This is a genomic window from Massilia sp. HP4 (genome assembly GCF_005222695.1).
In the GTDB taxonomy this organism is placed as follows: domain Bacteria; phylum Pseudomonadota; class Gammaproteobacteria; order Burkholderiales; family Burkholderiaceae_D; genus Telluria.
Map to the genome: position 1 here is coordinate 80,555 of NZ_STGG01000003.1, position 24,715 is coordinate 105,269.

Consider the following 24,715-nt stretch of genomic DNA (forward strand, 5'->3'; position numbering starts at 1 on the left):
TCTGGCGTCTGCGGCCCCGCAAAAACTGATAGAAAGTCTGCCGAACTTAATGGAAGAAATTCGCATTCGTGGTGCCCGCACGCACAATCTGAAGAACATCAATCTCGACCTGCCGCGCAACAAGCTGATCGTGATCACCGGCCTGTCGGGCTCGGGCAAATCCTCGCTCGCCTTCGACACCCTGTATGCCGAAGGCCAGCGCCGCTATGTCGAATCGCTGTCGGCCTATGCGCGCCAGTTCCTGCAGCTGATGGAAAAGCCCGACGTCGACCTGATCGAAGGCCTGTCGCCGGCCATCTCGATCGAGCAGAAAGCGACCTCGCACAATCCGCGCTCGACCGTCGGCACCGTCACCGAGATCCACGACTACCTGCGCCTGCTGTACGCGCGCGTCGGCACGCCGTATTGCCCGCAGCACCCGCATGAGCCGCTGTCGGCCCAGACCGTATCGCAGATGGTCGATGCGGTGCTGGCCATGCCTGAGGGCACCAAGCTGATGATCCTGGCGCCGGTCGTGGCCGGCCGCAAGGGCGAGCACGGCGACCTGTTCCAGGCCATGCAGGCCCAGGGTTTCGTGCGCTTTCGCGTCGCCAGCGGCGTCAACGCCGCCAAGATCCATGAGATCGACGAACTGCCCAAGCTCAAGAAGACCGAGAAGCACAGCATCGACGTCGTGATCGACCGGGTGAAAGTGAACCCGGACATCAAGCAGCGCCTGGCCGAAAGCTTCGAGACCGCCCTGCGCCTGGCCGATGGCCGCGCCGTGGCCTACGAAATGGACACCGAGAAGGAAACCGTCTTCTCGAACAAGTTCGCCTGCAATGTTTGCGGCTACTCGCTGCAAGAGCTGGAACCACGCCTGTTCTCGTTCAATAACCCGATGGGCGCCTGCCAGGAATGCGATGGCCTGGGCCATATCGAGTTCTTCGATCCGAAGCGGGTCGTGGCCTTCCCGCACCTGTCGCTCGCTTCCGGCGCCGTCAAGGGCTGGGACCGCCGCAACCAGTTCTACTTCCAGATGCTGCAAAGCCTGGCGGCGCATTACGACTTCGACCTCGACAAGCCTTTCGAGCAATTGCCGAAGACCTCGCAAGAAGCCGTGCTCTACGGCTCAGGCAAGACCGCGATCCCGTTCAGCTATGTCAACGAACGCGGCCGCACCGTGATCCGCGAGCATACCTTCGAAGGCGTGGTCAACAACCTGCAGCGGCGCTATCGCGAAACCGATTCGATGGCGGTCAAGGAAGAGCTGGCCAAGTTCATCAACGAAAAGAAATGCCCGGCTTGCGAAGGCGCGCGCCTGCGCACCGAAGCGCGTTTCGTGAAAATCGGCCACGGCGCCCAGCAGCGCGCGATCTACGAAGTGTCGGATCGGCCCCTGCGCGAAACATTGAATTTCTTCGAGACCCTGGAGCTGACTGGCGCCAAGAAGGACATCGCCGAGCGCGTGATCAAGGAAATCATTTCGCGCCTCAAGTTCCTGAACAACGTCGGCCTGGATTACCTGTCGCTCGACCGCAGCGCCGATACGCTGTCGGGCGGCGAGGCCCAGCGTATCCGCCTGGCGTCGCAGATCGGCTCGGGCCTGACCGGCGTCATGTATGTGCTCGATGAACCGTCGATCGGCCTGCACCAGCGCGACAACGATCGCCTGATCGCGACCCTGAAGCATTTGCGCGACATCGGCAATAGCGTGCTGGTGGTCGAGCACGATGAAGACGCGATCCGCACCGCCGACTACATCGTCGACATGGGTCCGGGTGCGGGCGTGCACGGCGGGCAGATCATTGCCGAAGGTACGCTCGAGCAGATCATGAACAACGAGCATTCGGTCACCGCGCAATACCTGGACGGCCGGCGCAAGATCGAGGTGCCGAAAAAGCGTACCAAGGCCGACCCTGCGCGCCAGCTGGTGATTACCGGCGCGAAGGGGAATAACCTCAAGGACGTGACCCTGACCCTGCCGGTGGGCCTGATGACTTGCGTGACGGGCGTATCGGGTTCGGGCAAATCGACGCTGATCAACGACACGCTGTATCCGGCGCTGTCGCGCCACCTGTACGGTTCGCAGACCGAGCCGGCCGAGCACAGCTCGATCCACGGCCTGGAACACTTCGACAAGGTGATCTCGGTCGACCAGGCGCCGATCGGCCGCACGCCGCGCTCGAATCCGGCAACCTACACCGGCCTGTTCACGCCGATCCGCGACCTGTTCGCGACCGTGCCGACCGCCAAGGAACGCGGCTACAGCGCCGGGCGCTTCTCGTTCAACGTCAAGGGCGGCCGCTGCGAAGCCTGCCAGGGCGATGGCGTGATCAAGGTCGAGATGCACTTCTTGCCTGACGTGTATGTGCCGTGCGACGTCTGCCATGGCAAGCGCTACAACCGCGAAACGCTGGAAGTGCAGTACAAGAGCAAGAACATCACCGAAGTGCTGGACATGACGGTCGAGGATGCGCACGAGTTCTTCAAGCCGGTGCCGGTCATCGCGCGTAAACTCCAGACGCTGCTGGACGTTGGCCTGGGTTACATCAAGCTGGGCCAGAGCGCGACCACGCTGTCGGGCGGCGAAGCCCAGCGCGTCAAGTTGTCGCTCGAGCTGTCCAAGCGCGACACCGGACGCACCTTGTACATCCTCGATGAACCAACCACCGGCCTGCACTTCGCCGACATCGACCTGCTGCTGAAGGTGATCCACCGCCTGCGCGACCAGGGCAATACGCTGGCCATCATCGAGCACAACCTGGACGTGATCAAGACCGCGGACTGGATCGTCGACCTGGGGCCGGAAGGCGGCGCCGGCGGCGGCGTGATCGTGGCGTCGGGTACGCCAGAGCAAGTGGCGAAGGTCAAGGATAGCCCGACGGGCAAGTACCTGAAGCCGCTGCTCAAGGGCTGATCGCCATTCCTCGCTCCAAATGAAACAGGGGCAACGCCACCGGCGTTGCCCCTGTTCTTTTTTATATGGCCGCCTTGACGGCGGCTCTCTCCCCCACTCGGCCATTTAATTGGCCAGATGTTTCTCCAGCTTGTCACGCGTATCCACCAGCTCTTGCGGCAGGTGGTAAGCCAGCTTCTCGAACAGCTCGGTGTGCAGCTTGAGTTCTTCGCGCCACGCATCCTTGTCGATCGAGGTGATCTGCTTGAATTGCTGCTCGCTGAACTCCACGCCTTCCCAGTTCAGGTCGGCGTAGTTCGGCGTGGTGCCGAACAGGTGTTCGCTGCCGCCCGTGGCGCCGTTGGAACGATCCAGGATCCACTTGAGCACGCGCATATTGTCGCCATAGCCCGGCCACACGAAGCTGCCCTTGTCGTCGGTGCGGAACCAGTTGACGCAGAAGATCTTCGGCAGCACCGCGGCGTCGATCGCCGCGACTTTCTTGCCCAGGTCGAGCCAGTGCTGGAAGTAGTCGCTCATGTTGTAGCCGATGAAGGGCAGCATCGCGAATGGATCGCGGCGCACCACACCCATCTGGCCGGCGGCGGCGGCGGTGGTTTCCGAGCCCATGGCAGCGGCCATGTAGACACCTTCGACCCAGTCGCGCGCCTCGGTCACCAGTGGCACCGTGGTCGAGCGGCGACCGCCGAAGATGAAGGACGAGATCGGCACACCGGCCGGATCGTCCCAGGCCGGGTCGATCACCGGGTTTTGCGTTGCGGCCACGGTGAAGCGCGCGTTCGGGTGCGCCGCCTTGGTGCCGGAGGCCGGGGTCCAGTCCTTGCCCTGCCAGTCGATCAGGTGGCTTGGCGCCTCCTTGGTCATGCCTTCCCACCACACGTCGCCGTCGTCGGTCAGCGCCACATTGGTGAAGATCACGTTCTCGCGCAGCGAGGCCATGCAGTTCGGATTGGTTTTTTCATTGGTGCCCGGGGCCACGCCGAAATAACCTGCCTCTGGATTGATCGCGACCAGCTTGCCGTCCGCGCCCGGCTTGATCCAGGCGATGTCGTCGCCGATGGTCGTCACCTTCCAGCCGTCGAAGGCTTTTGGCGGGATCAGCATCGCGAAATTGGTCTTGCCGCAGGCCGAAGGGAAGGCCGCCGCGACATATTGCTTGTCGCCGGTGGGCGACTCGACGCCCAGGATCAGCATGTGTTCGGCCAGCCAGCCGGTGCCGCCCTGCTGCGCTTCTTGATAGCCCATATTCGACGCGATGCGCAGCGCGAAGCACTTCTTGCCCAGCAACGCATTGCCGCCGTAGCCCGAGCCGAACGACCAGATCTCTCGCGTCTCAGGATAGTGCACGATGTACTTGGTGGCATTGCATGGCCAGGCGACATCTTGCTGGCCCGCAGCCAGCGGCGCGCCGACCGAATGCACGCAGGGAACGAAATCACCGTCGCTGCCCAGCACGTCATACACGGCCTTGCCCATGCGCGTCATGATGCGCATGTTCACAGCGACATACGGCGAATCGGACAGTTCCACGCCGATGTGGGCGATCGGCGAGCCCAGCGGGCCCATCGAGAATGGCACCACGTACAGCGTGCGGCCGGCCATGGATCCGTCGAACAGGCCGTGCAGGGTGCGGCGCATCTCGGCCGGTTCCATCCAGTTGTTGGTCGGGCCTGCCTGCTCCTTGGTGGCCGAGCAGATATAGGTGCGGTCTTCGACCCGCGCCACGTCCGACGGGTCGGACCAGGCCAGGTAGGAATTCGGACGCTTGGCGGGATTGAGCTTTTTCAACGTGCCCGCTTCGACCATCTGCGCGCACAGGCGGTCGTACTCTTCTTCCGAGCCATCGCACCAGTAGATGCTGTCAGGCTTGGTCAGGGCGGCAATTTCTGCGACCCAATTGATGAGCTTTTGGTGTTTGATGTAAGCTGGAACGTTCAGTGCGGCGACGCCGCCCATCACGGGCTGGTTCATGGGGAGTCCTCCAAATGCCAATAAAGAATTCGGGTGGATCGCTGCTGGATCGTGCATTGACCGGGGCGCCCTGCGGTCGGGATCGACGGGGGCAAGCGGCCGGTGGCAGGATCGCGGTGGGACAGCGGTCGGGTCGGCAGCCTCTGGCAAGGCTGATCGGTGCGTCTCATGAGCACCGTTGGATACGTGTCATTCCCTTAAGTTCTGTGCCGATTGTACACCCGCAAAACCGCATTTCGGGCTCTTCTATTACAAAAAAGTAGGAGAATTGCCCTAGTAATGTAGTAGGCTATTTGGGCATATGCCCTATCCTGTTATTTGTTTACGTTTAATCGATATAACTCTGATAACACCAATGAAAATCGCGATTCTTGACGATTATCAGGACGCTGTGCGCGGTCTTGACGCCTTTCGACTGCTCGATGGCCACAAGGTCAAGATCTTCACCCATTCCCCCCGCGGACTGGGCCAATTGGCGATCCGCCTGGCGCCGTTCGACGCCCTGGTGCTGATCCGCGAGCGCACCGTTTTTCCCGCCGCGCTGCTGGCCAGGCTGCCGAACCTGAAGCTGATTTCGCAGACCGGCAAGGTCAGCGGCCACATCGACGTGGCCGCCGCGACCGGGCACGGCATCGCGATTGCCGAAGGCGTCGGCTCGCCCATCGCACCGGCCGAGCTCACCTGGGCCCTGATCATGGCGGCCAGCCGCAAGATCGTGCCCTATGCCAGCAATCTGAAGGATGGCTTGTGGCAGACCGCATCCGTCAATCCGGTGCTCAATGGCGTAGGGCGGGTGCTGCACGGCCGTACCTTGGGTCTCTGGAGCTACGGCAAGATCGGCAAGCTGGTGGCCGGCTATGCGCGTGCCTTCGGGATGCGGGTAGTGGTCTGGGGCAGCGAGGCCAGCCGCGCAGCGGCAGTGGCCGACGGCCTCGAGGCGGCGCCATCGCGCGAAGCGCTGTTCGAACAGGCCGACGTGCTCAGCCTGCACCTGCGACTGGCGGACGCGACGCGCGGCATCGTCACCGCCGCCGACCTGGCGCGCATGAAGCCGGACGCGCTGTTCGTCAACACCAGCCGCGCCGAACTGGTGGCACCGGACGCGCTCGAGGGGGCGTTAAAACAAGGTCGCCCCGGCACGGCGGCGCTGGACGTGTTCACCAGCGAACCGCTGGCGCAGGATGCGCCCCTGCTGCGCATCCCGACGGTGCTGGCCACGCCGCACCTGGGCTATGTCGAGCAGGACAGCTACGAGCTCTATTTCAAGGCGGCGTTCGAGAACATCGTAAAGTTCGCCCAAGGCGAACCCGCGAACATCCTCAATCCGGCATCGCTGGGCAAGCGCTGAAAATGAAACAGCCCGGCCGCGCGCTCAGCGCAGTTCGGGCTCGCCCGTGAGGTGGATTTTGGGCGCAGGCATCACATGGGTGCCGGTCCAGAGTCCAGCCCAGCCCGGCGGCCAGCCGATGTCGCGCCCGGTATAGGGCTTGAGGCCGGCGCGTACCGGCACGATCGGCACCGCAGGCGCCTCGACCAGTCCGCCGCCCGCGGGGCGCTCCATATTGAGGCTGTACATGTATCCCGGCAGCAGCAAGTCGCAAGCTTGTGCGAACCAGGCGGTATGGTCTTCGTCGCGGCCCAGCGCCTGCGCCAGCCCTTGCGGATCGAATTTCGCCAGCGCATGGATCAGTTCTTCGGTCGTGGCGCCCGGCACATCGCCCCAACCCATCACGGGATTATTGTTGTATTCGGCGCCAGAGCCATACCAGCCTTCGCGCCAGGTGCGCTGCATCCAGTTGCGCGGCCCCGTGAACAGGTGCCAGCGCCAGTGCAGGCCGGACGGCTTGGGCCAGGAATACAGGTACAGCTTCTGGTAGCCGGCCTCATGCAGTGCACGCACCACCGCCATCAGGCGCGCATGCGGCATGCGGTCGGGCGGCGCACGCCGGAACAGGATCGGCTCGCCGTCGGCATGCTGCACCTCGTCGCTCGACAGGTTCAGGTCGAGCGCGCGTGCCTCGTCGTTGAAACGCGCCGAGATCCAGCCGGTCAGAAGGTTAACGTGGGTGATCACGCCATAGCCTCGATGGCGGTGGAAAATGACGGTTCCGGGTGCGACGGTTTTCATGGGAACAAGGATAGTGGAGGAAGAAAATCCGATGAGTGTACTCATCCAATCCTGACGATTCTAGCGCAGTCACAGTCGGATACACTATCGTTTGCGGCTATCATGACGCACCTTTTTTCTGCGAGTGGATAAACCAACATGACTTTGCGAATCATCGCCACCGGTGGCACTTTCGACAAGCACTATAACGAATTGAACGGCGTGCTCGGCTTTGCTGAGAGCCATTTGCCAGGGGTTATCAAACGCAGCCGCATGACGGTGCCGGTCGCGCTCGACGTGCTGCCGCTGCTCGACTCGCTCGACATGCAAGACAGCGACCGCGAGCGCGTACTGGCCTCGTGCAAGGGCGCCAGCGAGAAAGCCGTCGTGATCATCCACGGCACCGACACCATGCGCGAGACGGCTGCCGTGCTCGGCGCAGCCAAACTCGACCAGACCATCGTGCTGACCGGCGCCATGATCCCTTATTCGATCGCCAACTCGGACGCGCTGTTCAACCTGGGCTTTGCCTGCGGCGTGGCGCAGACCTTGCCGGCCGGCGTCTACGTCGCCATGAACGGCCAGGTATTCCCATGGGATAACGTGACCAAGAACCGCAGCGAAGGCGTGTTCCAGCAGCTGTAAGCAGTAGTTCCACGACGTGTTTGACGAGGATTAAAAGCGAAGGCAGCCGCGCGCTGCCTTCGCGTTCGACTTCCTATACTGGCCTTCTCGACACCTGCTTCAAAGGAGAAGACAATGAATGAGAAGCGTCCCACGCTGACCACGCGCCAGGGTCATCCCGTCCGCGACAACCAGTCCCTGCGCTCGGTCGGCGAACGCGGCCCGGCCACGCTCGAGAACTACCAGTTCATCGAGAAGATCACCCACTTCGACCGCGAGCGCATTCCCGAGCGCGTCGTGCATGCGCGCGGCACCGGCGCCCACGGTTATTTCGAAGCCTATGGCAAGATCGGCGATGAGCCGGCCTCCACTTACACGAGCGCACGCGTGCTCAACGAGACTGGCGTACAAACTCCCGTATTCGTTCGCTTCTCGACCGTGATCGGCGGTAAGGAGTCGCCAGAAACGGCACGCGATCCGCGCGGCTTCGCGGTCAAGCTCAAGACCGTCGACGGCAACTGGGACCTGGTCGGCAATAACCTCAAGGTCTTCTTCATCCGCGACGCGATCAAGTTCCCGGACATGATCCACGCCTTCAAGCCCGATCCCGTCACCAACCAGCAAGAGCCATGGCGCTTCTATGATTTCATCTGCAGCCATCCCGAAGCGCTGCACATGGTCACCTGGGTCAAGAGCCCATGGGGCATTCCAGCCAACTACCGCGAGATGGAAGGGTCGGGCGTCAACACCTATAAACTGGTGAACGACCAGGGGCTGGCCCACCTGGTGAAATTCCACTGGCAGCCCAAGCAGGGCGTGCGCAACCTGACGGCTGGCCAGGCCGCCGAGATCCAGGGCCGCGACACCAGCCACGCCACGCGCGACCTGTACGACGCAATCGCGCGCGGCGATTATCCGGAATGGGAATTCTGCGTCCAGATCATGGCCGATGGCGACCATCCCGAACTCGACTTCGACCCGCTGGACGATACCAAGCGCTGGCCGGAAGACCAGTTCCCGCTGCTGCCGGTGGGCCGCATGGTGCTCAACAAGAACCCGGACAATGTGTTCGCCGAGACCGAGCAGTCGGCCTTCGGCACCGGCGTGCTGGTCGACGGCATCGACTTCTCGGACGACAAGATGCTGCAGGGCCGTACCCTCTCGTATTCGGATACCCAGCGCTACCGCGTCGGACCCAATTACCTGCAATTGCCGATCAATGCCCCGCAAGAAAAAGCCAAGGCGCGCACCAACCAGCGCGACGGCCAGATGACTTTTTACGTGGACGGCGTATATGGCGCGCAGGATGAGAACAAGCACATCAACTACGAGCCGAGCCTGATGGGCGGCTACCAGGAAGGGGATACGCCGGGCTACGAATACCGTCCGTGGGTCGAGGGCCACCTGGGCCGCTACCAGACCACGACCACGCGCGACGACTACAAGCAGGCCGGTGCGCGCTACCGCACTTTCGAGGACTGGGAGCGCGACGACCTGGTCAACAATGTCGGCGGCGACCTGAAACAATGCCCGGAACCGATCCAGCTGCGCATGGTGTGGCATCTGTGGCACTGCGACGAGGATTACGGCCGCCGCGTGGCCGAGGTTGCCGGGATCGACCTGGAGAAGGCCAGGGCCTTGCCGCCGTTGCCGAACCGTCCGGCGCCGCATGAGGATCGGCAGGGGGCGACCTATACCAGCGGGGAGCTGGAGAATGGCGGTTCAGGGAGCAGGACGGAACCTGCCACCAGCGAAGAAGTCGCAATGAAGTAGGGTTGGCGGGTTCCCCGCCGACGCGTTCAACCGGCATATGACCGGCCATGCGGCATGCAAATGCCGGTTGACCGCGTCGGCGGCAGAGCCGCGAACCCTACCGGCGGTCACGAATGCAGATTACGCCTTGGCTTCGCCGCCCAGCGCCTCGACTACATCGGCCAGCAACTTGGCCAGCTCACCCGTCATCAGCACGATATCGTTATCGAAACGCTCATCGTCGTTATAGGTCGGGCTCTCGCCTTCCTTGATCACGTCCAGCGGCTTGATGCCCTTGATCGCCAGCGATTCGGTCAGCACGAAGCTGACGCGGTCGTTCCAGGTCATGGCCAGGCGGGTGCACTGCTTGCCGGCGGCGATGTGGCGGCGGATGTCGTCCGGCTCCAGCGTGTGCTTGACGTAACGCACGGCGGCGCGGCTTTCGCCGGTCGCGCGCAGCTCGGTGTCCTGGTCGATCGTGAAGCCATACGGCGCTTCATCGGCTTCCAGCCAGCCGGTCATCACGGCCACCGGCGACTTCTGCACGCGCAGCGACTCCAGCGGCATCTTGTCGACGGCCTTGAGCAGCAGCTTGACCACGTCGTCGGCCTTGGCCGGGCTGGCGGCATCGACCACCAGCCAGCCATTGACCGGATCGATCCAGGTCCAGACATTGCTGCGCAGGGTGAAGGCGCGCGGCAGCAGTTCGTCGGCCACGCGCTCCTTCAGTTCCTTCATTGCCTTTTTACCAGGCGGGAAGCCCTGCTGCTCTTCCATCTCGGCCGCCTTGGCCTTGGCCACCTGGTTGATGACCGATGCCGGCAGCAGTTTCTTCTCGGTGCCCAGCATGATCAGCATCTGCTTGTTGACCACATGGACCAGGCCGCCGTTTGGACGCGGTGCATCCCAGCCCTGGCGCAGCAATTCATTGCTGGTGGCAGGCACAAAGCTCTGCGGCTCGAGGGCTTTTTCCAGTTGTTCAGGGGTATAGGCCCATGGGGCCGGCAGACGGTAGATCTGTAAATTCTTGAACCACATAGATTATCCGATTGTTTCAGTATTTCTTGGGAACGACATTTTACGCTGCTGAGCAGCTTGAACGACCAAAAATGTCAGCTTGTTGTCGAGTCGTCCAGAGAATCGTCGAACAGCCGCAGCTGCTCGACGATTTCGGTATCACTCAGGCGTACCCCCACGCCCAGCAGGCGCACCGGGCGGCTGGCTCTCGCCCAGCCGGTTTCCATCAGGCGCGCATAGGTCGGGATATGTGGCGCGTAGCCCACGCACTCGACCGTCGTCTGCTGGAAGTCCGAAAATTTAATTTTTACAAACAGCTTGTTGATGAATTTTTCGGCATTCGCCCGCTTGATGCGGCCCAGCAGGTGCTCGACCAGCTCGGGCAGCAAGGCAAGGCAAGCAGCCAGGTCGGGCACGTCGGGCGTATAGGTTTCTTCGGTGCTGATCGACTTGCGCTCGCGCGAGACGTTCACTTCGCGATGGTCGATGCCGCGGCTCAGGTCGTATAAACGGGCCCCGAAGCTGCCGAAGTGTTCTTGCAGCTTGTCCATGCTCCAGCCGCGCAGGTCGGCGCAGGTTTGCAGGCCGAGCCGGTTCATCTTTTCGGCCGTCACCTTGCCCACGCCATGCAGCTTCTTGACCGGCAGCGCCGCAACAAACGCGTCGACCTCGTCGGGCCGCACCAGGAACAGCCCATCCGGCTTGTTCCAGTCGCTGGCGATCTTGGCCACGAACTTGTTCGGCGCCACGCCGGCCGAGGCGGTGATGCCGACGGTGTCAAAAATGCGGCGCCTGATCTCTTGCGCGATCAGGGTCGCGCTGCCCTTGCAGTGCGGCGAATCGGTGACGTCGAGATAGGCTTCGTCGAGCGACAGCGGTTCTACCAGCTCGGTGTAGTCCTGGTAGATGTCCATGATCTGGCGCGAGGCGATGCGGTACTTCTCCATCGCCGGCGGGATCACCAGCAGATCGGGACACAGCTTGATGGCGGTGGCGGTGGCCATCGCCGAATGGATGCCGTAGCGGCGCGCCTCGTAATTGCAGGTCGCGACCACGCCGCGCTGGTCGGGCCGGCCGCCGACCGCCAGAGGACGGCCGCGCAACGATGGATCGTCGCGCATCTCGACCGACGCATAGAAGCAATCGCAATCGCAGTGGATGATTTTTCGGGCTGGGGCGTTCACGCTGGCGAGGCCGCCCCATGGCGAGATATACCTGATGGGGACGATACTGTAATTGCATACAGTATCGTCCGAAATCCCGTTTGGCGCAAGCCGCTAGCGCGCCAGGAAGCCGTCGCGGTGGACGTTGGTCATCGCCTGGACCCAGGCCGGGTAATACGTCGGCAGGCTGCTGGCTGCATCGAGTTCCGCCATGTCCTGCTCACCCAGCGCCAGCCCGAGCGCCCGCAGATTATCCTGCAACTGCTCCGGACGGCGCGCGCCGACGATGGCGGTGGTCACGCCGGGCCGCGCCAGCAGCCAGGCCAGCGCCACCTGGGCCGGCGTGGCCTCGAGCCGCGCCGCCACGCGCTTGACGGCGTCGATCACGGTGTAGCCGTGCTCCGGTTCGATCGGCGGGAAGTCGATGTGGATGCGGCGCGCCGCCGGATCGCTGCTGCCTTCGCGATCGAACTTGCCCGACAACAGGCCGCCGGCCAGCGGGCTCCAGGCCATCAGCCCGAGTTGCGCATCCTGCACCTGCGGCAGGATCTCGCGCTCGATGTCGCGCACCGCCAGCGAATAGCAGGCCTGCACCGACACATACGACGACCAGCCATGCAACCTCGATACGCCGAGCGCCTTGGCGGTCTGCCAGGCGGACAGGTTCGAGCAGCCGATGTAGCGGATCTTCCCGGCCCGCACCGCGTCGTCCAGCGCGCGCAGGGTTTCCTCCATCGGCGTGAGCGCATCGACGTTATGGATCTGGTACAGGTCGATGTGGTCCGTTTTCAGTCGCCGCAGGCTGGCCTCGAGCGCGCGCGTCAGGTGCAGGCGCGACTGCCCGGCGTCGTTCGGCCCCTTGCCCATCGGGGCATGGAATTTAGTGGCCAGCACCACCTGTTCGCGCCGGCCCGCCAGGGCCTGGCCCAGCAGGCTTTCGGATTCGCCGTCGGCATACACGTCGGCGGTGTCGATGAAGTTGATGCCGGCATCGAGCGCCGTGCCTACCAGGCGTTCGGTGGCCGCCAGGTCCAGGCCGCCCACCTTGTCGTAGGGCGGCGTGGCTGCGCCGCCGAAGGTCATGGCGCCCAGGCACAGGCGAGAAACGATGATGCCGCTATTGCCGAGTCGTCGGTATTGCATGAGAGAGACCTTTCCAAAAAAACGATCAGGCCAGTGTAGAATCGGGCGGCGCGGCCCACCATGCTGCGTCCTCCACCGTTCATGCGCGACCGTCCAGACCTCCCTTCCGATCCCCTGTCCGACGTGCTGGCCCTGCTCCAGGTGCGCAGCGGCGCCGCGCTGCGCATGACGGCCGGCGGCCCGTGGGCGCTGCGCTTTCCGTCGTATCCCTACCTGAAATTCATCGCCCAGCTGCGCGGCGCCCTGCTGGTGCAGGTCGAGGGCGACGCGCATCCCTACCGCCTCGAGGCCGGCGACTGCCTGCTGATGCGCAGCGGCCGGCCGTATATCGCGGCGACCGCTCTCGCCTTGCCGGCGCAGGATGGCCCGGCCCACTTTGCGGCGCTGCATGGCGACACCGTGACATGGGGCGATCCGGATGCCGCGGACGGCATGGAGATGCTTGCCGGCCGCTTCGAATTCGACGCCTTGCAACGCGACCTCCTGGAGCAAGTTGTGCCGCCCGAACTGCACATCCGCGCCGATGCGCAGGCCGCACCGGCGCTGCGTGCGCTGCTGGCTTTATATGGCAACGAGGCAGGCGCGCCGGATGCAGGAGCCCGCCTGGTGACCGACGGCCTGGCGCGCATCGCGCTGGTCCAGGCCTTGCGCGAGCCGGGCGGCGCGCAACACGGCTGGCTGGCTGCCATGGCCGATCCCAGGATCGGCGCCGCGCTGCGCCTGCTGCACGGCGCGCCCGAGCGGCGCTGGAGCGTCGAGGAGCTGGCGCAGGAAGCCGCGATGTCGCGCTCGGCCCTGGCGCTGCGCTTCCGCCAGCTGGTCGGCATGGCGCCGCTGCAGTACCTGCAGGCCTGGCGCATGCGGCTGGCGCGCCAGGCGCTGCGCGATGAAGAAACGCCGGTGGCGACGATCGCCTGGCGCCTTGGCTATGCATCCGAAAGCGCATTCAGCGCCGCCTTCAAGCGCAGCAGCGGTTGCGCGCCGGGCCTGTACCGTCAAAAAAAACGCGCGGGCGATGCCGCGCGTTTTCACCAGCCGGACGGCGGGCTGATAGACCGGATTACCAGCTGAGATTCAGCGTGTACTTGCCGTTGGTCGCGCCGGTACCACCGCTGTAATAGGTCACGCGCACATAGCGGGTCGCCGTGCTGCTGCCGCTATTGGCCGAGCTGACGCTGTCGGTCGCGCCGGCGCCGTTCTGGCTGGTGCCCAGCTGCGTGCCCGAGGCGTTGTACACGTACAGGTCGTAGTCGGCAGTGCTCGCCCCCGGGGTCAGGGTCGCGCCCAGGGTGCGGCCGGCCGGCAGGTCGACGCGGAAGTAATCCGTGTCGGACGTCGACCCCAGGTTGCCGGTCACGGTCGTGTTGCCCGCGCTGACGACATCGGCGGTGGCGATGGTGTTGTTCGCCTCGCTCTCGGCCAGGGTGGTGGAAGGCGTGCCGCCGGTGGTGGCCGCATTCACGGCCGCTGTGGCGTCCACGATGCCGGTGCCGCAGCCCGAGCAGCTGGCCGGGAAGGCGCGCGCGGTCGACTTGAGCTTCGATTCGATATCGTCCGGCGTCAGGTTCGTGTTCAGCGCCAGCATCAGCGCCGCCACGCCGGCCACGTGTGGGGTCGCCATCGAGGTGCCCTGGTAGGCTGCATAGCTGTCCGAGGCCGGCGCGCCGGTGCCGGTGTTGAGCGTCGACAGCACGCCATACGCGCCGTCGCCGCCCGGCGCCGCGACGTCGACCAGGTTGCCATAGTTGGAGTACGAAGCGCGCCCGCCGGTGCGGCCGGTAGCGGCCACCGCGATCACCCCCGAGCAGTTGGCGGGGCTGGCGTTGCTGACGTTGATGGCGTCGTTGCCGGCCGCGACCACCACCACCGCGCCGCGCGAGCGGGCGCCGTTGATGGCGTTCTGGGTGGTTGCGCCGCAGGCGCCGCCGCCGCCCAGCGACAGGTTCAGCACGCGCGCCTTGTTGGCATTGGCCGGCACGCCCGACACGCTGCCGCCCGATGACCAGGTGATGGCATCGGCGATGTCCGAGGTATAGCCGCCGCATTTACCCAGCACGCGCACCGGGACGATCCTGGCGTTGTAGGCCACGCCCGCCACGCCGGCGCCGTTATTGGTGCGCGCCGCCACCGTGCCGGCCACGTGGGTGCCGTGCCAGCTCGAGCCCTGGTCGCGGGTCGGCTGGCCGTTGCCGCATTCGCCCGCCACCACGGCGTCGCCCGGGTCCAGGGCGTCGCTGTCGCGGCCATTGCCGTCGTTGCCGATGGCGGCGGTGCTGATGAAGTCATAGCCGGCCAGCAGCTGGCCGGAGAGGTCGGCGTGCGGGCGGTAGCCGGTATCGATCACCGCCACCACCACCCCGCTGCCGGTCGACTTGTCCCAGGCGGCCGGCAGGCGCAGGCCACCGGCGGTTTCATAATAGTGCCACTGGTCGGTGTAGCGCGGATCGGTCGGCGTCGCCAGATGGGTCATGATGCGATCCGGCTCGGCGTATTCGATCGCCGGGTCGCGCGCCATCATCTCGGCGGCCAGCGATTCCACTTCCTTCAGGTGGCGCTTGCGATCCAGCTTGAACACCTGGGCGCCGGTCGAGATGGCATGGCTTTCCCTGACCACCACGCCGAACTGCTGGCCGGCGCGGTCGAGCCTGGCCTTGCGGTCGCTGCTCAGGCTCGCCACCCGGGCCATGGCGCCGTTGGCGGCGGCCTTGGCGTCGCGGTATTTCACGATGATTCGGTCTGTCTCCACGACGAACTGCGGTGCGCCGCCGCCGGCGCCGCCAGCGGCCGCGAGGGCCGAGGCGGAAGCCAGCGCCAGCGCGACCGCTGCACACATCTTCAACACGGTTGGATGAGTCGAATGCGTTTGCTTCATGGTTCTTCCTTCTTCAAGGTTTTCCGTCAAGCGATGGCTCGCTTGTGTCGTTGTAGGACCGGCAGTGCCGGTGCCGTCTCGAGGCGGCGAACCCAGCGTAGCGCGAAAGGAAGAAGGGACTATGGGAAATTCCAACCGTTTTCAGCGTCGTTACAACGGTTAAATCGGTGTGAATTCGAAAAAAATCACTTATTCGGCAATTATTTCTGAACACAGAATAATTGACGCCATATTTAGATATTGAACAATCATGCAACTTGAATAATAGTAATTTTCAGATAAATATTCATGTGACATTTTTGGTATGTATGCTTATGTCGCGTGCATGGCGCCAAGGCGCAAGATGAAAAAAAGGCCGCGCAATGCGCGGCCCCTTCGGCTCGAGAGCAGGTTTTCTAAACGCTCAGAAATTGCCCTTGAACTGCATACCCCACTGGCGCGGCTCGTTGGTAAAGCCCGTCAGGTTATTGAAGTCGATCGCGCCGGTGATACGGCGCTGGTCGAGGATGTTGCGGCCGAACGCGGCGACTTCGTACTTGCCGTTGCCGAAGATATAGCCGACGCGCACGCCGCCTTCGGTCAGCGGGGCGCCGGTGAACTCGGTCGCCTCGTACAGGAAGAAGTTGATCTTGCTGCGGTACGACCAGTCGGTGAAGACATACAGCTCGCCGTCGCGGAATGGCACGCCGTAGCGGGCGGTCGCGTTGAAGGTCCAGCGCGGCGCCTGCGGCAGCGGGTTGCCGTCGATGATCACGCGGCCGACGGCGTTCAGCGGATTGGTGATGGTGCACTGGGCGCACTTGTTCACCGACAGGCTGCCGTCGCGGATCTGCGTGTAGTTGTAGCTGGCGCCGGCGCTCACGCGCAGGGCGGTGCTGACGGCCGCTTCGAAGTCGAACTCGGCGCCCTTGCCCTTGGTCTTGTCGGCATTGATCAGGCGGTTGACGTTCGAGTTACCACCGACCACGGTCAGCTGCTGGTCTTCGATCGTGTAGTCATAGATCGAGAACGAGGTACGCGCGCGGCGGTCGAACAGGTCGGCTTTGACGCCCAGTTCGAACGACTTGATGGTTTCCGAATCGGCCACGGTGATCGGCACTTCGGCCGAGGCGGCGGCGATACTCGGCGCGCGGAAGCCGGTGGCGGCGCGGCCATACACGTTCACGCTCGGGGTCACTTTATAGGTGGCCGACACGTCCCAGCTGATCTTGTCCTTGTTCTCTTTGACCGACGACGGGCCGATCTGGACAACGTTATCCGCTTCGATGGTGCGGAAATCCTTCTCGTCCTTGGTGTAGCGCAGGCCGCCGCGGACGGTCCAGTCCGGGGTCAGGTCATAGCTTGCCGATGCGAACGCAGCCCAGGCTTCGTTCTTCTGGTTCGAACGCAGGCGCGAGGTGCGTGCGTAGGTGGTGCTGTTGAAATTGTCGCTGCCGCCCGTCACGTCTTCATCGAAGAAGTACAGGCCGGTCTGCCAGTTGAACGGGCCGGTGTATTGCGACTCGAGGCGGAATTCTTGCGTGTACTGGTCCAGGTTCTCGATATAGCCGTTGGTCTCGACCTGGAACGGGATGACGCCCGGGCCGGCCGGCGTACCGCCGTCGATGTCGCCGCGGCTCGAGTAGTCGACGATGTGTTCATAGCCGGTGATCGAGTGCAGTTTGTAGTTGCCCAGGTCCCACTGCAGGCGCAGGTTGATGCCGTTGGTCTTCAGGCTCTGGAAGTTCTGGGCGTTGGTGACGATGTCGTCCAGGTCGGTGCCGTCGGCGAAGGTGTTGCTGCCCTTCTTGATCAGGTTGGCGCGGAACAGGCGCGCGCTGCCATTGGTCTGGCGCTGGTGGAAGCCCAGGAGGCCGCTGAAGCCGTCCTTGCTGTACAAGAACTGCACGCGTTCGGCGTGTTCGTTGTAGCCGTCCAGTTCACCGGTCTTGCGGGTCTTGGCGACGTCGCTGAAGTTGTTGACGTAGTCGTCGCGGTGCTGGCCGACGGCCGACACGCGCATCGCCACATTGGTCGACAGCGGCACGTTGACGGCGCCTTCGGCGTTCATCGTGTAGTGCGAGGCGGCCGACAGGTTGTAGTAGCCCTCGACCTTTTTCAGGTTCGGCTTCTCGGATTCGAATTTCACGACGCCGGCCGGGGTGTTGCGGCCGAACAGGGTGCCCTGCGGGCCACGCAGCACTTCGACGCTGGCCAGGTCGAAGATCGGGAAGCCTTTCAGGATCGGGTTCTCTTGCACGATGTCGTCATACACGAGCGAGACCGGCTGCGAGGCGAAGGTGTTGAAGTCGGTGTTGCCGTAGCCGCGGATATAGAAGCGCGGGAAGGTACGGCCATTCGACGATTCGACGTTCAGGCTCGGCACCTTGCCGGCCAGCAGGCGGATGTCGTCGCCGCCGGAGACCAGCACGTCAAGTTTATCTCCCTTGAGGGCGGTGACGGAGACCGGCACGTCGCGGATGTTCTCGGTGCGGCGCTGGGCCGTCACGGTCACGGACTGGAGTTGCAGGGATTGGGGCTCGGTCGTCTGGGCGATCGCCGGTGCGATCGGCAGCGCGGCGGACAGCGCCAGCATTGCGCCATGCGCGCGGATAACGCGCTTGTGCATCTTGGACATCTTGGTCATGGAATGTTTCCTGGTGATTAAAAAAAGAACCGATGTCCCCGTTCCTCTTCTTATGGACGCTACCCCCGCCGGGAGCGCGAGCGGATATGACCCGCCCTCGGCAACGCGCATCTCTGGCGCACATCTTTGCGATGTTGTAAGGTTGCCGACTTGTCAAAGGCGGTATTGTCCGTGAATGGTCCATGCAACGGCAAGTAAATATCGCGTGTGTCGCCTTGATTACAACACATGCAGATGTGCCGGTTCGGGCTCCGCCTTAGGGCGGTGCTTCCACGCCCGCACAAAAGGTTTTTGAATTTTTTTCGAAAAACCCTTGCAGACCTTGAAACCCAACCTCTATAATTCGGGCCTCTTCGGACGCAATGACAAGCGTCAGATAGAAACCACCGAGATGGGCGCTTAGCTCAGTTGGTAGAGCGGATCCCTTACAAGGATTAGGTCGGGAGTTCGAGCCTCTCAGCGCCCACCAAGCATCTCGATGGTCGATCGAAGTAATGATCAGAGTAAACGGAGCGGTAGTTCAGTTGGTTAGAATACCGGCCTGTCACGCCGGGGGTCGCGGGTTCGAGCCCCGTCCGCTCCGCCAGCATCAAGGAAGAAGGGTCCGATTCGTCGGGCCCTTTTTCTTTTTCCGCATCCGTTTCATCGGCGGCATGCCATTCACGCCCGGCGCCGCACCGGATCGCCCACTTCCACCCGATCCCTTCCTGCGCGCTTGGCCGCATACAAGGCATGGTCGGCGCGCGCCAGCGCCGCGCTCAGGTCTTCGTTCGGATCGAGCACCACCACGCCGATACTCACCGTCATCGTGTAGCTCGGCCCGCTGGTGATCACGGTCGACGCGCGCACGGCCAGGCGCAGGCGCTGGGCGGCCTGCACCGCGGCGTCGATGTCGGCGCCGGGCAGCATCATGGCGAATTCCTCGCCGCCCAGGCGGCCGATGGTCTCGTGCTCGCGCATCACATCGCGCGCAGTGCGGGCGAACACCTTCAGGGCATCGTCGCCACTGGCATGGCCCCAGCGGTCGTTGATCTGCTTGAAGTGGTCGATGTCGATCATCATCAGCGCCAGGCATTGCCGCTGGCGCTGGGCAGCCAGCCGCGCGCGCTCGGCGCGCTCCAAAAAGGCATGGCGGTTGGGCAGGCCGGTCAGGCAATCGGTCGAGGCCAGCCTGGCCATGCGTGCATCGTCCTTCTGCTTGCACAGCAGCATGAAACCGAAACCGTTGACGATCATCAGCAGGTAGCCGGCCAGGTAGGCGGCTTCGCGCGCCAGCGTGTGATCGAACTGGCCCTTGCCCAGCAGGGTCGAGCCGGCCCACAGCGAGACCGCGACCGCGAACAGCGCATCGTTGATGCCGATGATCCGCTGCAGCAGGGACGCATGGCGCCGGCGCAGCAGCACCCAGGCCATGGCCGCGGCGAACAGCGCCACCACGCCGGCCACCAGCGCGCTCAGCTGGGCGTGGGTGGCGCCGTGGCTGCCGGCCGCGATCACCACCGCGGACGACAGCACGGCGATCGGCAACACCACCCGTCCCCAGCGCGCAAAGCCGAAGAAGACACAATAGGCCGCCATCTCGAGCGACACCGCGAGGATCCAGCCGATACCTTCGAGGCCGGCCAGGAACGGCAGGTCAAGCACGGGACGAGCCCAGCCTGCCAACTGGCTCAACCCCATGCCCAGGCGCGCCCACATCCACAGCGTCAAACCCGGATTACGGACGGCGCCATGGGTATATCCCGCCATCAGGATCGCAAAGCCGACGTTACCGATCCCGAGCGCAAGAAGAAAAGTCTGAATATCGATCACTGCCTGTCCTCTTCGGAACGTTGGCCAGGCCACACGCGACGGCTCGCATGGCGCATATAAATTCAACAACTACTGTTTCCGTAAAGAATTTATGTTACACGCTTTTCAAAAGTATGGAGCGCACGTTTGCGGCTGGTTGGACAAGTTGCCACACTGGGGTGCTCGGGTGCAGCTTTTTGATGCGTAGCAGCATCCGATCAGGGATAATCAAACAGACAACACACCGCACCACGCCGGAGCACCACGTGATTTTTCGTTTCCTCAAACCCCCTCGGATGTCGCCGCGCCTGCACCGGCTGAAGAGTTCATCCCTGTTCAGTGCGCTAACGCCGCTGGAACTGAAGATTGTCGACGGATTGCTGCACGAACGCCGCTATCTAAAGGATGAGATCGTCTTCGACGAAGGCGAGGAAGGCCAGGCGCTCTACCTCCTGATGAGCGGCCGGATGCGCATCAGCCGCCTGCACGAGGGCGAGACCCAGATCGTGGCCGAGCTGGAACCGGGCGGCTTCTTCGGCGACCTGGCCCTGCTCGACAACTCGCCGCGCAATGCCCAGGCACGCGCGATGGAACCATGCGAGGTGGCGGTGTTCTTCCGCGCCGACTTCCTGGGCCTGATGGAAACCGACGCCGTCCTCGGCTACAAGATTTCGCTGGCCCTGGCGCGCCACATCGGCCTGCGCCTGCGCGAATGGATGGGAACCGGGCGGCCGCAGCTGGAAGCGCTATGAGCCCGGTGCCCGGCATCGTCAACGGTCCCGAGCGCGCCGGCCCCGTCGTCTGGACCGGGATCGTCGCCGCCACCTGCCTGCTGCTGCTGGTTGTCCAGCAATTGCTGTGGCTGGCCCTGCCCTTCATCTTCGGCACCGTGCTGTACTACATCCTGCTGGGCCCGACGCAACGCATGGTGCGCGCCGGTTTCAGCCGCAATGCGGCCACGAGCTGGGTGTGCACGCTTTTCTTCTCCCTGTCCGCGCTGGTGCTGGCGGCCGCGATGACCTGGAGCGACGGCCCCGAAGAAGATTCGTGGGAAGCGACCATCGGCCTGTACCTGGACGGCGGCGTCGCTTTTGTCCGCAATACGATGGCGATGCTCGAGGCGAAGTTCCCGATCCTGGCCGAGATGCGGCTGACCTCGACCGTCGACATGGCCTTCACCACCTATACCAACGACTTCGCGCAAAACCACCTGGGCGATATCGTGGTGGGCGTCGTGACCTGGGTGCCGTCGCTGCTGCTGGCGCCCTTCCTTACCTTCTTCCTGCTGCGCGACGGCGTGCGCTTCAAGAAGTTTTTGGCGCGGGCGGTGCCGAATGCGTATTTCGAACGGGCGCTGTACCTGCTGCACGAGGTCGACCAGACCGCGCGCCGCTATTTCGAGGGCTTGCTCAAGCTGACCGTGCTCGACACCCTGGTGCTGGCGCTGGGGCTGTGGGTGATCGGGGTATCGTCGCCCTTGTTGCTGGGGCTGATCTCGGCCGTGCTGGCCTGGGTGCCGTTCGTCGGCTCGATCGCCGGCTGCGTGCTGGTGGTGATCGTGGCCTCGACCGATGCGCCGGGCAATCCGCTGATGGCCTATGGGGCGATCGGGGTGTTCGTGCTGGTGCGGCTGCTGGACGATTTCCTGTTCATGCCGCTGACCCTGGGGCGCAGCCTGCATATCCACCCGCTGGTGACGGTGCTGATGATTTTTATCGGCGGCATGCTGGCGGGCGTGGTCGGGCTGATGCTGGTGCTGCCGCTGCTGGGGGTGGTGATGGTGATCGGCGAGACGCTTGGGACGCTGGTGACCAATCCACGGTTGCGGGCCAGGCATCGGTATGCGCGGGCGTTGAGGACCAGGCAGGCCAGTGTCGACCTGGACATCGCGCGCGAAAGGCGCGGGGCGCCTACGCCGAACGCGACGTCCAAGGAGTAGTTACTTCCTGACGGTCTTGGGTTTGGACTTGATGGTCGCCAGGATCGACGGATTTACCTTGCCTGACGGTGCGCTGGCCGGGCTTGCCGCCGGGGTACGCTGACCGCGGCGGTCGCTACCTGGCGCGGCACGACGTGGCGCCACCTCGACCACGCGGCCTTTCGGCGGCGCACCCGCCGGACGACGTTCCTCGCGCGCCGCGCCCGGCAACTCGCCACCCGGCGGCGGAATCAAATGCCGCTCGCCATTGCCGATCAAATCACCACGCCCCATGCGCTTGAGACCTTCGCGCAGGATCGGCCAGTTCTCCGGATCGTAATAGCGCAGGAATGCCTTGTGCAGCTTGCGCGTCTTGCCGCTCTTGGCGGTTTCGACGATCTCCGAATCCTCGGTGACCTTGGCCAGCGGGTTCTTGCGCGAGTGGTACATGGTCGTTGCCATCGCCATCGGCGTCGGCGTGAAGGTCTGCACCTGGTCGAGCTTGAAGTTGTTCTTCTTGAGCCATAGCGCCAGGTTCAGCATGTCCTCGTCGGTCGAGCCGGGGTGGGCCGCGATGAAGTACGGGATCAGGTACTGCTTCTTGCCCGCTTCGAGCGAATACTTGTCGAACAGGCGCTTGAATTCGTCGTAGGCGCCAATGCCCGGCTTCATCATCTTCGACAGCGTGCCCGCCTCGGTGTGCTCCGGCGCGATCTTGAGCAGGCCGCCCACGTGGTGGGTCACCAGTTCCTTGACGTACTCGGGCGAGCGCACTGCCAGGTCGTAGCGCAGGCCGGAGCCGATCAGGATCTTCTTGATGCCGGGGATCGCACGTGCCTTGCGGTACAGCGAGATCAGCTTGCTGTGGTCGGTGCCCAGGTTGGAGCAGATCGTCGGATACACGCACGACAGGCGGCGGCAGCTTTCCTCGATCTTCTTGTCCTTGCAGGCCAGGCGGTACATATTCGCCGTCGGGCCGCCCAGGTCGGTGATGGTGCCGGCGAAGTTCTTGGTCGTGTCGCGGATCAGCTCGATCTCACGCAGGATCGACGGCTCCGAGCGGCTCTGGATGATGCGGCCTTCGTGCTCGGTGATCGAGCAGAAGGTGCAGCCGCCGAAGCAGCCGCGCATGATGTTGACCGAATACCGGATCATTTCCCAGGCCGGGATATGGGCCTTGCCATAGCTCGGGTGCGGCGCGCGGGCGTAGGCCAGGTCGTAGACGTTGTCCATCTCGTCCATCGCCAGCGGCAGCGGCGGCGGGTTGAGCCAGACGTCGCGGTCGCCGTGGCCCTGCACCAGCGCCCGGGCATTGCCCGGGTTCGACTCCAGGTGGAATACGCGCGAAGCGTGCGCATACATCACCGGATCTTCACTGACGGTTTCGAACGACGGCAGGCGCACCACGGTCTTGGCGGCTTTTTCGCGCGCCGCGGCCTGGCGCTGCTCGCGCGTCATGATGACCACCGGCTTGACTTCAGGCTCGGGCGCGGCATTGTCGAGCGCGCAGGCCTTTGGGTCTTCCAGCGCCATCGCGTACGGATTCGGCTGCTTGTCGATGCGGCCCGGCACGTCCACGCGGGTGGAGTTGTGCACGCTCCATTCTTCATCCGGCAGCCAGCCCTGCGGCACCAGGAAGGCGGTGCCGCGCAGGTCGCGGATATTCTTGATGTTCTCGCCCGCCGCGATGCGGCGCGTGACGTCGACCAGGGCCCGTTCGGCATTGCCGAAGATGAGCAGGTCGGCCTTGGATTCGAACAGCACCGAGCGGCGCACCTTATCGGACCAGTAATCGTAGTGGGCGATGCGGCGCAGCGAGGCTTCGATGCTGCCGGCGATCACCGGCACGCCGGGGAAGGCTTCGCGGGCGCGCTGGCAATAGACGGTCACGGCGCGGTCGGGGCGCTTGTTCGGCTCGGCGTTGGCGGTGTAGGCGTCGTCGGAACGGATCTTGCGGTCGGCCGTGTAGCGGTTGACCATCGAGTCCATATTGCCGGCGGTGATGCCCCAGTACAGATTGGGCTTGCCCAGCGCACGGAACGGCTCGACCGAGGTCCAGTCGGGCTGGCTGATGATGCCGACGCGGTAGCCTTGCGCCTCGAGCAGGCGGCCGACCAGGGCCATGCCGAAGCTCGGGTGGTCGATGTAGGCGTCACCGGTAACCAGGATGATGTCGCACGAATCCCAGCCCAATGTGTCCATTTCGGCGCGGGACATCGGGAGAAAGGGTGCGGCAGCGGCGCGGCTGGAGCGCTTGGCGACCGTCGCAAAGAGATTGGCTGGGGAGTTCATTGGCCGGCATTGTACCGGAAAACCATTTTTGGGGCACCGAACCGCCCCGAAAAATGGCTTAAAATCAATGACTTGTGGCGTGGATGCCTACGAGGCTCGGACGCTAGATGCCCATATTCGACAGGATCTGCCCCAGTTCACGCAGGCCGGACTCGACGCGCGGGTGGCGGGCGGCGAAGCGGGCCGCCAGTTCCTGGGTGCGCGAACCCAGGCCGTAGGTATTGGCGTCGAGCTGCTGCTCGGCGCGGCGTTCCAGCACTTTCTCGATATCGCCGTCGAGCTGGCGCAGCAGCGTTTCGAGTTCGACATCGGTCTCGCCCGTCTCTTGCAGCTCGCGGTGCAGGGCTTTCAGGCGTGCCTTCAGGTCGGCATCGTGTTCTGGTTGCATCGTGTTCTCCGGTGTTGGCTCGATGTCATTGTAAGGCATGGGAGGCGGGAGGAGGAACACGGCACTGGTGGGTGGGTCGAACGCAGGTTGAACGCGTCGGCGGCGCAGCCGCCAACCCTACCACCACGACCGTAGGGTTGGCGGCTGCGCCG

At 64.0% G+C, this 24,715-nt stretch carries 17 protein-coding genes and 2 tRNA genes; 9 read left to right on the forward strand and 10 right to left on the reverse strand.

Annotated features, from left to right (window positions below; all coding sequences use genetic code 11):
• Positions 1–49: 49 nt before the first annotated feature.
• Positions 50–2,899 carry an excinuclease ABC subunit UvrA gene (uvrA, locus tag E8M83_RS00880; protein WP_137171510.1) on the forward strand — a complete coding sequence of 950 codons (2,850 nt, stop codon included), beginning with the start codon at positions 50–52 and terminating at the stop codon, positions 2,897–2,899.
• A 105-nt stretch (positions 2,900–3,004) separates the two neighbouring features.
• Here the strand turns inward: uvrA and E8M83_RS00885 are convergent, their stop codons facing one another.
• On the reverse strand, positions 3,005–4,870 hold the full coding sequence (locus E8M83_RS00885) for a phosphoenolpyruvate carboxykinase (GTP) (protein ID WP_137171511.1): 1,866 nt from the start codon (positions 4,868–4,870) through the stop codon (positions 3,005–3,007).
• A gap of 355 nt (positions 4,871–5,225) precedes the next feature.
• On the opposite strand from E8M83_RS00885, the gene E8M83_RS00890 reads away from it, so the two are divergent.
• On the forward strand, positions 5,226–6,218 hold the full coding sequence (locus tag E8M83_RS00890) for a D-2-hydroxyacid dehydrogenase family protein (RefSeq protein ID WP_137171512.1): 993 nt from the start codon (positions 5,226–5,228) through the stop codon (positions 6,216–6,218).
• A 24-nt stretch (positions 6,219–6,242) separates the two neighbouring features.
• On the opposite strand, the gene E8M83_RS00895 is transcribed toward E8M83_RS00890, so the two are convergent.
• On the reverse strand, positions 6,243–6,998 hold the full coding sequence (locus E8M83_RS00895; RefSeq protein ID WP_137171513.1) for an L-asparaginase: 756 nt from the start codon (positions 6,996–6,998) through the stop codon (positions 6,243–6,245).
• Between the two features lie 138 nt (positions 6,999–7,136).
• Here E8M83_RS00895 and E8M83_RS00900 point away from each other — a divergent pair, with 138 nt between their 5' ends.
• Together E8M83_RS00900 and E8M83_RS00905 are read left to right on the forward strand one after the other, a co-directional pair.
• Entirely contained in the window at positions 7,137–7,622 is a 486-nt protein-coding gene (locus E8M83_RS00900; RefSeq protein ID WP_137171514.1) for an asparaginase domain-containing protein, read from the forward strand.
• A gap of 114 nt (positions 7,623–7,736) precedes the next feature.
• On the forward strand, positions 7,737–9,374 hold the full coding sequence (locus tag E8M83_RS00905; RefSeq protein ID WP_137171515.1) for a catalase: 1,638 nt from the start codon (positions 7,737–7,739) through the stop codon (positions 9,372–9,374).
• Between the two features lie 120 nt (positions 9,375–9,494).
• Here E8M83_RS00905 and E8M83_RS00910 read toward each other — a convergent pair whose 3' ends face one another.
• The 3 genes from E8M83_RS00910 to E8M83_RS00920 form a co-directional block, all read right to left on the reverse strand.
• Positions 9,495–10,391 (reverse strand): recombination-associated protein RdgC, encoded by an 897-nt coding sequence (locus E8M83_RS00910; protein WP_137171516.1) that lies wholly within the window; start codon positions 10,389–10,391, stop codon positions 9,495–9,497.
• A gap of 74 nt (positions 10,392–10,465) precedes the next feature.
• On the reverse strand, positions 10,466–11,491 hold the full coding sequence (dinB, locus tag E8M83_RS00915) for a DNA polymerase IV (protein ID WP_373995024.1): 1,026 nt from the start codon (positions 11,489–11,491) through the stop codon (positions 10,466–10,468).
• Between the two features lie 156 nt (positions 11,492–11,647).
• Positions 11,648–12,676 carry an aldo/keto reductase gene (locus E8M83_RS00920; RefSeq protein ID WP_137171517.1) on the reverse strand — a complete coding sequence of 343 codons (1,029 nt, stop codon included), beginning with the start codon at positions 12,674–12,676 and terminating at the stop codon, positions 11,648–11,650.
• A gap of 60 nt (positions 12,677–12,736) precedes the next feature.
• Between E8M83_RS00920 and E8M83_RS00925 the strand changes: the two genes are divergently transcribed.
• Positions 12,737–13,747: an AraC family transcriptional regulator gene (locus tag E8M83_RS00925; RefSeq protein ID WP_137171518.1), complete on the forward strand. Its 1,011-nt coding sequence runs from the start codon at positions 12,737–12,739 to the stop codon at positions 13,745–13,747.
• On the opposite strand, the gene E8M83_RS00930 is transcribed toward E8M83_RS00925, so the two are convergent.
• Together E8M83_RS00930 and E8M83_RS00935 are read right to left on the reverse strand one after the other, a co-directional pair.
• A complete protein-coding gene (locus tag E8M83_RS00930) occupies positions 13,737–15,548 on the reverse strand; it encodes a S8 family peptidase (RefSeq protein WP_137171519.1) in 1,812 nt (603 codons plus the stop codon). The genes E8M83_RS00925 and E8M83_RS00930 overlap by 11 nt on opposite strands.
• 403 nt (positions 15,549–15,951) lie before the next feature.
• Positions 15,952–18,174, reverse strand: a complete 2,223-nt coding sequence (locus tag E8M83_RS00935; protein ID WP_137171520.1) for a TonB-dependent receptor — start codon at positions 18,172–18,174, stop codon at positions 15,952–15,954.
• 393 nt (positions 18,175–18,567) lie between these two features.
• On the opposite strand from E8M83_RS00935, the gene E8M83_RS00940 reads away from it, so the two are divergent.
• Positions 18,568–18,643: transfer RNA gene (locus E8M83_RS00940), tRNA-Val, on the forward strand.
• Between the two features lie 40 nt (positions 18,644–18,683).
• Positions 18,684–18,760: transfer RNA gene (locus E8M83_RS00945), tRNA-Asp, on the forward strand.
• 74 nt (positions 18,761–18,834) lie between these two features.
• On the opposite strand, the gene E8M83_RS00950 is transcribed toward E8M83_RS00945, so the two are convergent.
• Positions 18,835–19,986: a diguanylate cyclase gene (locus E8M83_RS00950; RefSeq protein ID WP_137171521.1), complete on the reverse strand. Its 1,152-nt coding sequence runs from the start codon at positions 19,984–19,986 to the stop codon at positions 18,835–18,837.
• Positions 19,987–20,231: 245 nt separating this feature from the next.
• On the opposite strand from E8M83_RS00950, the gene E8M83_RS00955 reads away from it, so the two are divergent.
• Both E8M83_RS00955 and E8M83_RS00960 read left to right on the forward strand, forming a co-directional pair.
• Positions 20,232–20,717: a cyclic nucleotide-binding domain-containing protein gene (locus E8M83_RS00955; protein WP_137171522.1), complete on the forward strand. Its 486-nt coding sequence runs from the start codon at positions 20,232–20,234 to the stop codon at positions 20,715–20,717.
• On the forward strand, positions 20,714–21,904 hold the full coding sequence (locus tag E8M83_RS00960) for an AI-2E family transporter (RefSeq protein ID WP_137171523.1): 1,191 nt from the start codon (positions 20,714–20,716) through the stop codon (positions 21,902–21,904). Before E8M83_RS00955 ends, E8M83_RS00960 begins: the two co-directional genes overlap by 4 nt.
• Here the strand turns inward: E8M83_RS00960 and E8M83_RS00965 are convergent, their stop codons facing one another.
• Together E8M83_RS00965 and E8M83_RS00970 are read right to left on the reverse strand one after the other, a co-directional pair.
• Complete coding sequence (locus E8M83_RS00965) at positions 21,905–24,100, reverse strand: YgiQ family radical SAM protein (protein WP_229491373.1); 2,196 nt, start codon at positions 24,098–24,100, stop codon at positions 21,905–21,907.
• Positions 24,101–24,278: 178 nt separating this feature from the next.
• Positions 24,279–24,563 (reverse strand): DUF4404 family protein, encoded by a 285-nt coding sequence (locus tag E8M83_RS00970; RefSeq protein WP_137171525.1) that lies wholly within the window; start codon positions 24,561–24,563, stop codon positions 24,279–24,281.
• Between the last annotated feature and the right edge of the window lie 152 nt (positions 24,564–24,715).

What these genes read in the sequence shown, in the direction of transcription:
- uvrA (WP_137171510.1), top strand. Translation starts at nt 50, where the DNA reads ATGGAAGAAATTCGCATTCGTGGTGCCCGCACGCACAATCTGAAGAAC.
- E8M83_RS00885 (WP_137171511.1), bottom strand. Translation starts at nt 4,870, where the DNA reads ATGAACCAGCCCGTGATGGGCGGCGTCGCCGCACTGAACGTTCCAGCT.
- E8M83_RS00890 (WP_137171512.1), top strand. Translation starts at nt 5,226, where the DNA reads ATGAAAATCGCGATTCTTGACGATTATCAGGACGCTGTGCGCGGTCTT.
- E8M83_RS00895 (WP_137171513.1), bottom strand. Translation starts at nt 6,998, where the DNA reads ATGAAAACCGTCGCACCCGGAACCGTCATTTTCCACCGCCATCGAGGC.
- E8M83_RS00900 (WP_137171514.1), top strand. Translation starts at nt 7,137, where the DNA reads ATGACTTTGCGAATCATCGCCACCGGTGGCACTTTCGACAAGCACTAT.
- E8M83_RS00905 (WP_137171515.1), top strand. Translation starts at nt 7,737, where the DNA reads ATGAATGAGAAGCGTCCCACGCTGACCACGCGCCAGGGTCATCCCGTC.
- E8M83_RS00910 (WP_137171516.1), bottom strand. Translation starts at nt 10,391, where the DNA reads ATGTGGTTCAAGAATTTACAGATCTACCGTCTGCCGGCCCCATGGGCC.
- dinB (WP_373995024.1), bottom strand. Translation starts at nt 11,491, where the DNA reads ATGCGCGACGATCCATCGTTGCGCGGCCGTCCTCTGGCGGTCGGCGGC.
- E8M83_RS00920 (WP_137171517.1), bottom strand. Translation starts at nt 12,676, where the DNA reads ATGCAATACCGACGACTCGGCAATAGCGGCATCATCGTTTCTCGCCTG.
- E8M83_RS00925 (WP_137171518.1), top strand. Translation starts at nt 12,737, where the DNA reads ATGCTGCGTCCTCCACCGTTCATGCGCGACCGTCCAGACCTCCCTTCC.
- E8M83_RS00930 (WP_137171519.1), bottom strand. Translation starts at nt 15,548, where the DNA reads ATGAAGCAAACGCATTCGACTCATCCAACCGTGTTGAAGATGTGTGCA.
- E8M83_RS00935 (WP_137171520.1), bottom strand. Translation starts at nt 18,174, where the DNA reads ATGACCAAGATGTCCAAGATGCACAAGCGCGTTATCCGCGCGCATGGC.
- E8M83_RS00960 (WP_137171523.1), top strand. Translation starts at nt 20,714, where the DNA reads ATGAGCCCGGTGCCCGGCATCGTCAACGGTCCCGAGCGCGCCGGCCCC.
- E8M83_RS00965 (WP_229491373.1), bottom strand. Translation starts at nt 24,100, where the DNA reads ATGTCCCGCGCCGAAATGGACACATTGGGCTGGGATTCGTGCGACATC.
- E8M83_RS00970 (WP_137171525.1), bottom strand. Translation starts at nt 24,563, where the DNA reads ATGCAACCAGAACACGATGCCGACCTGAAGGCACGCCTGAAAGCCCTG.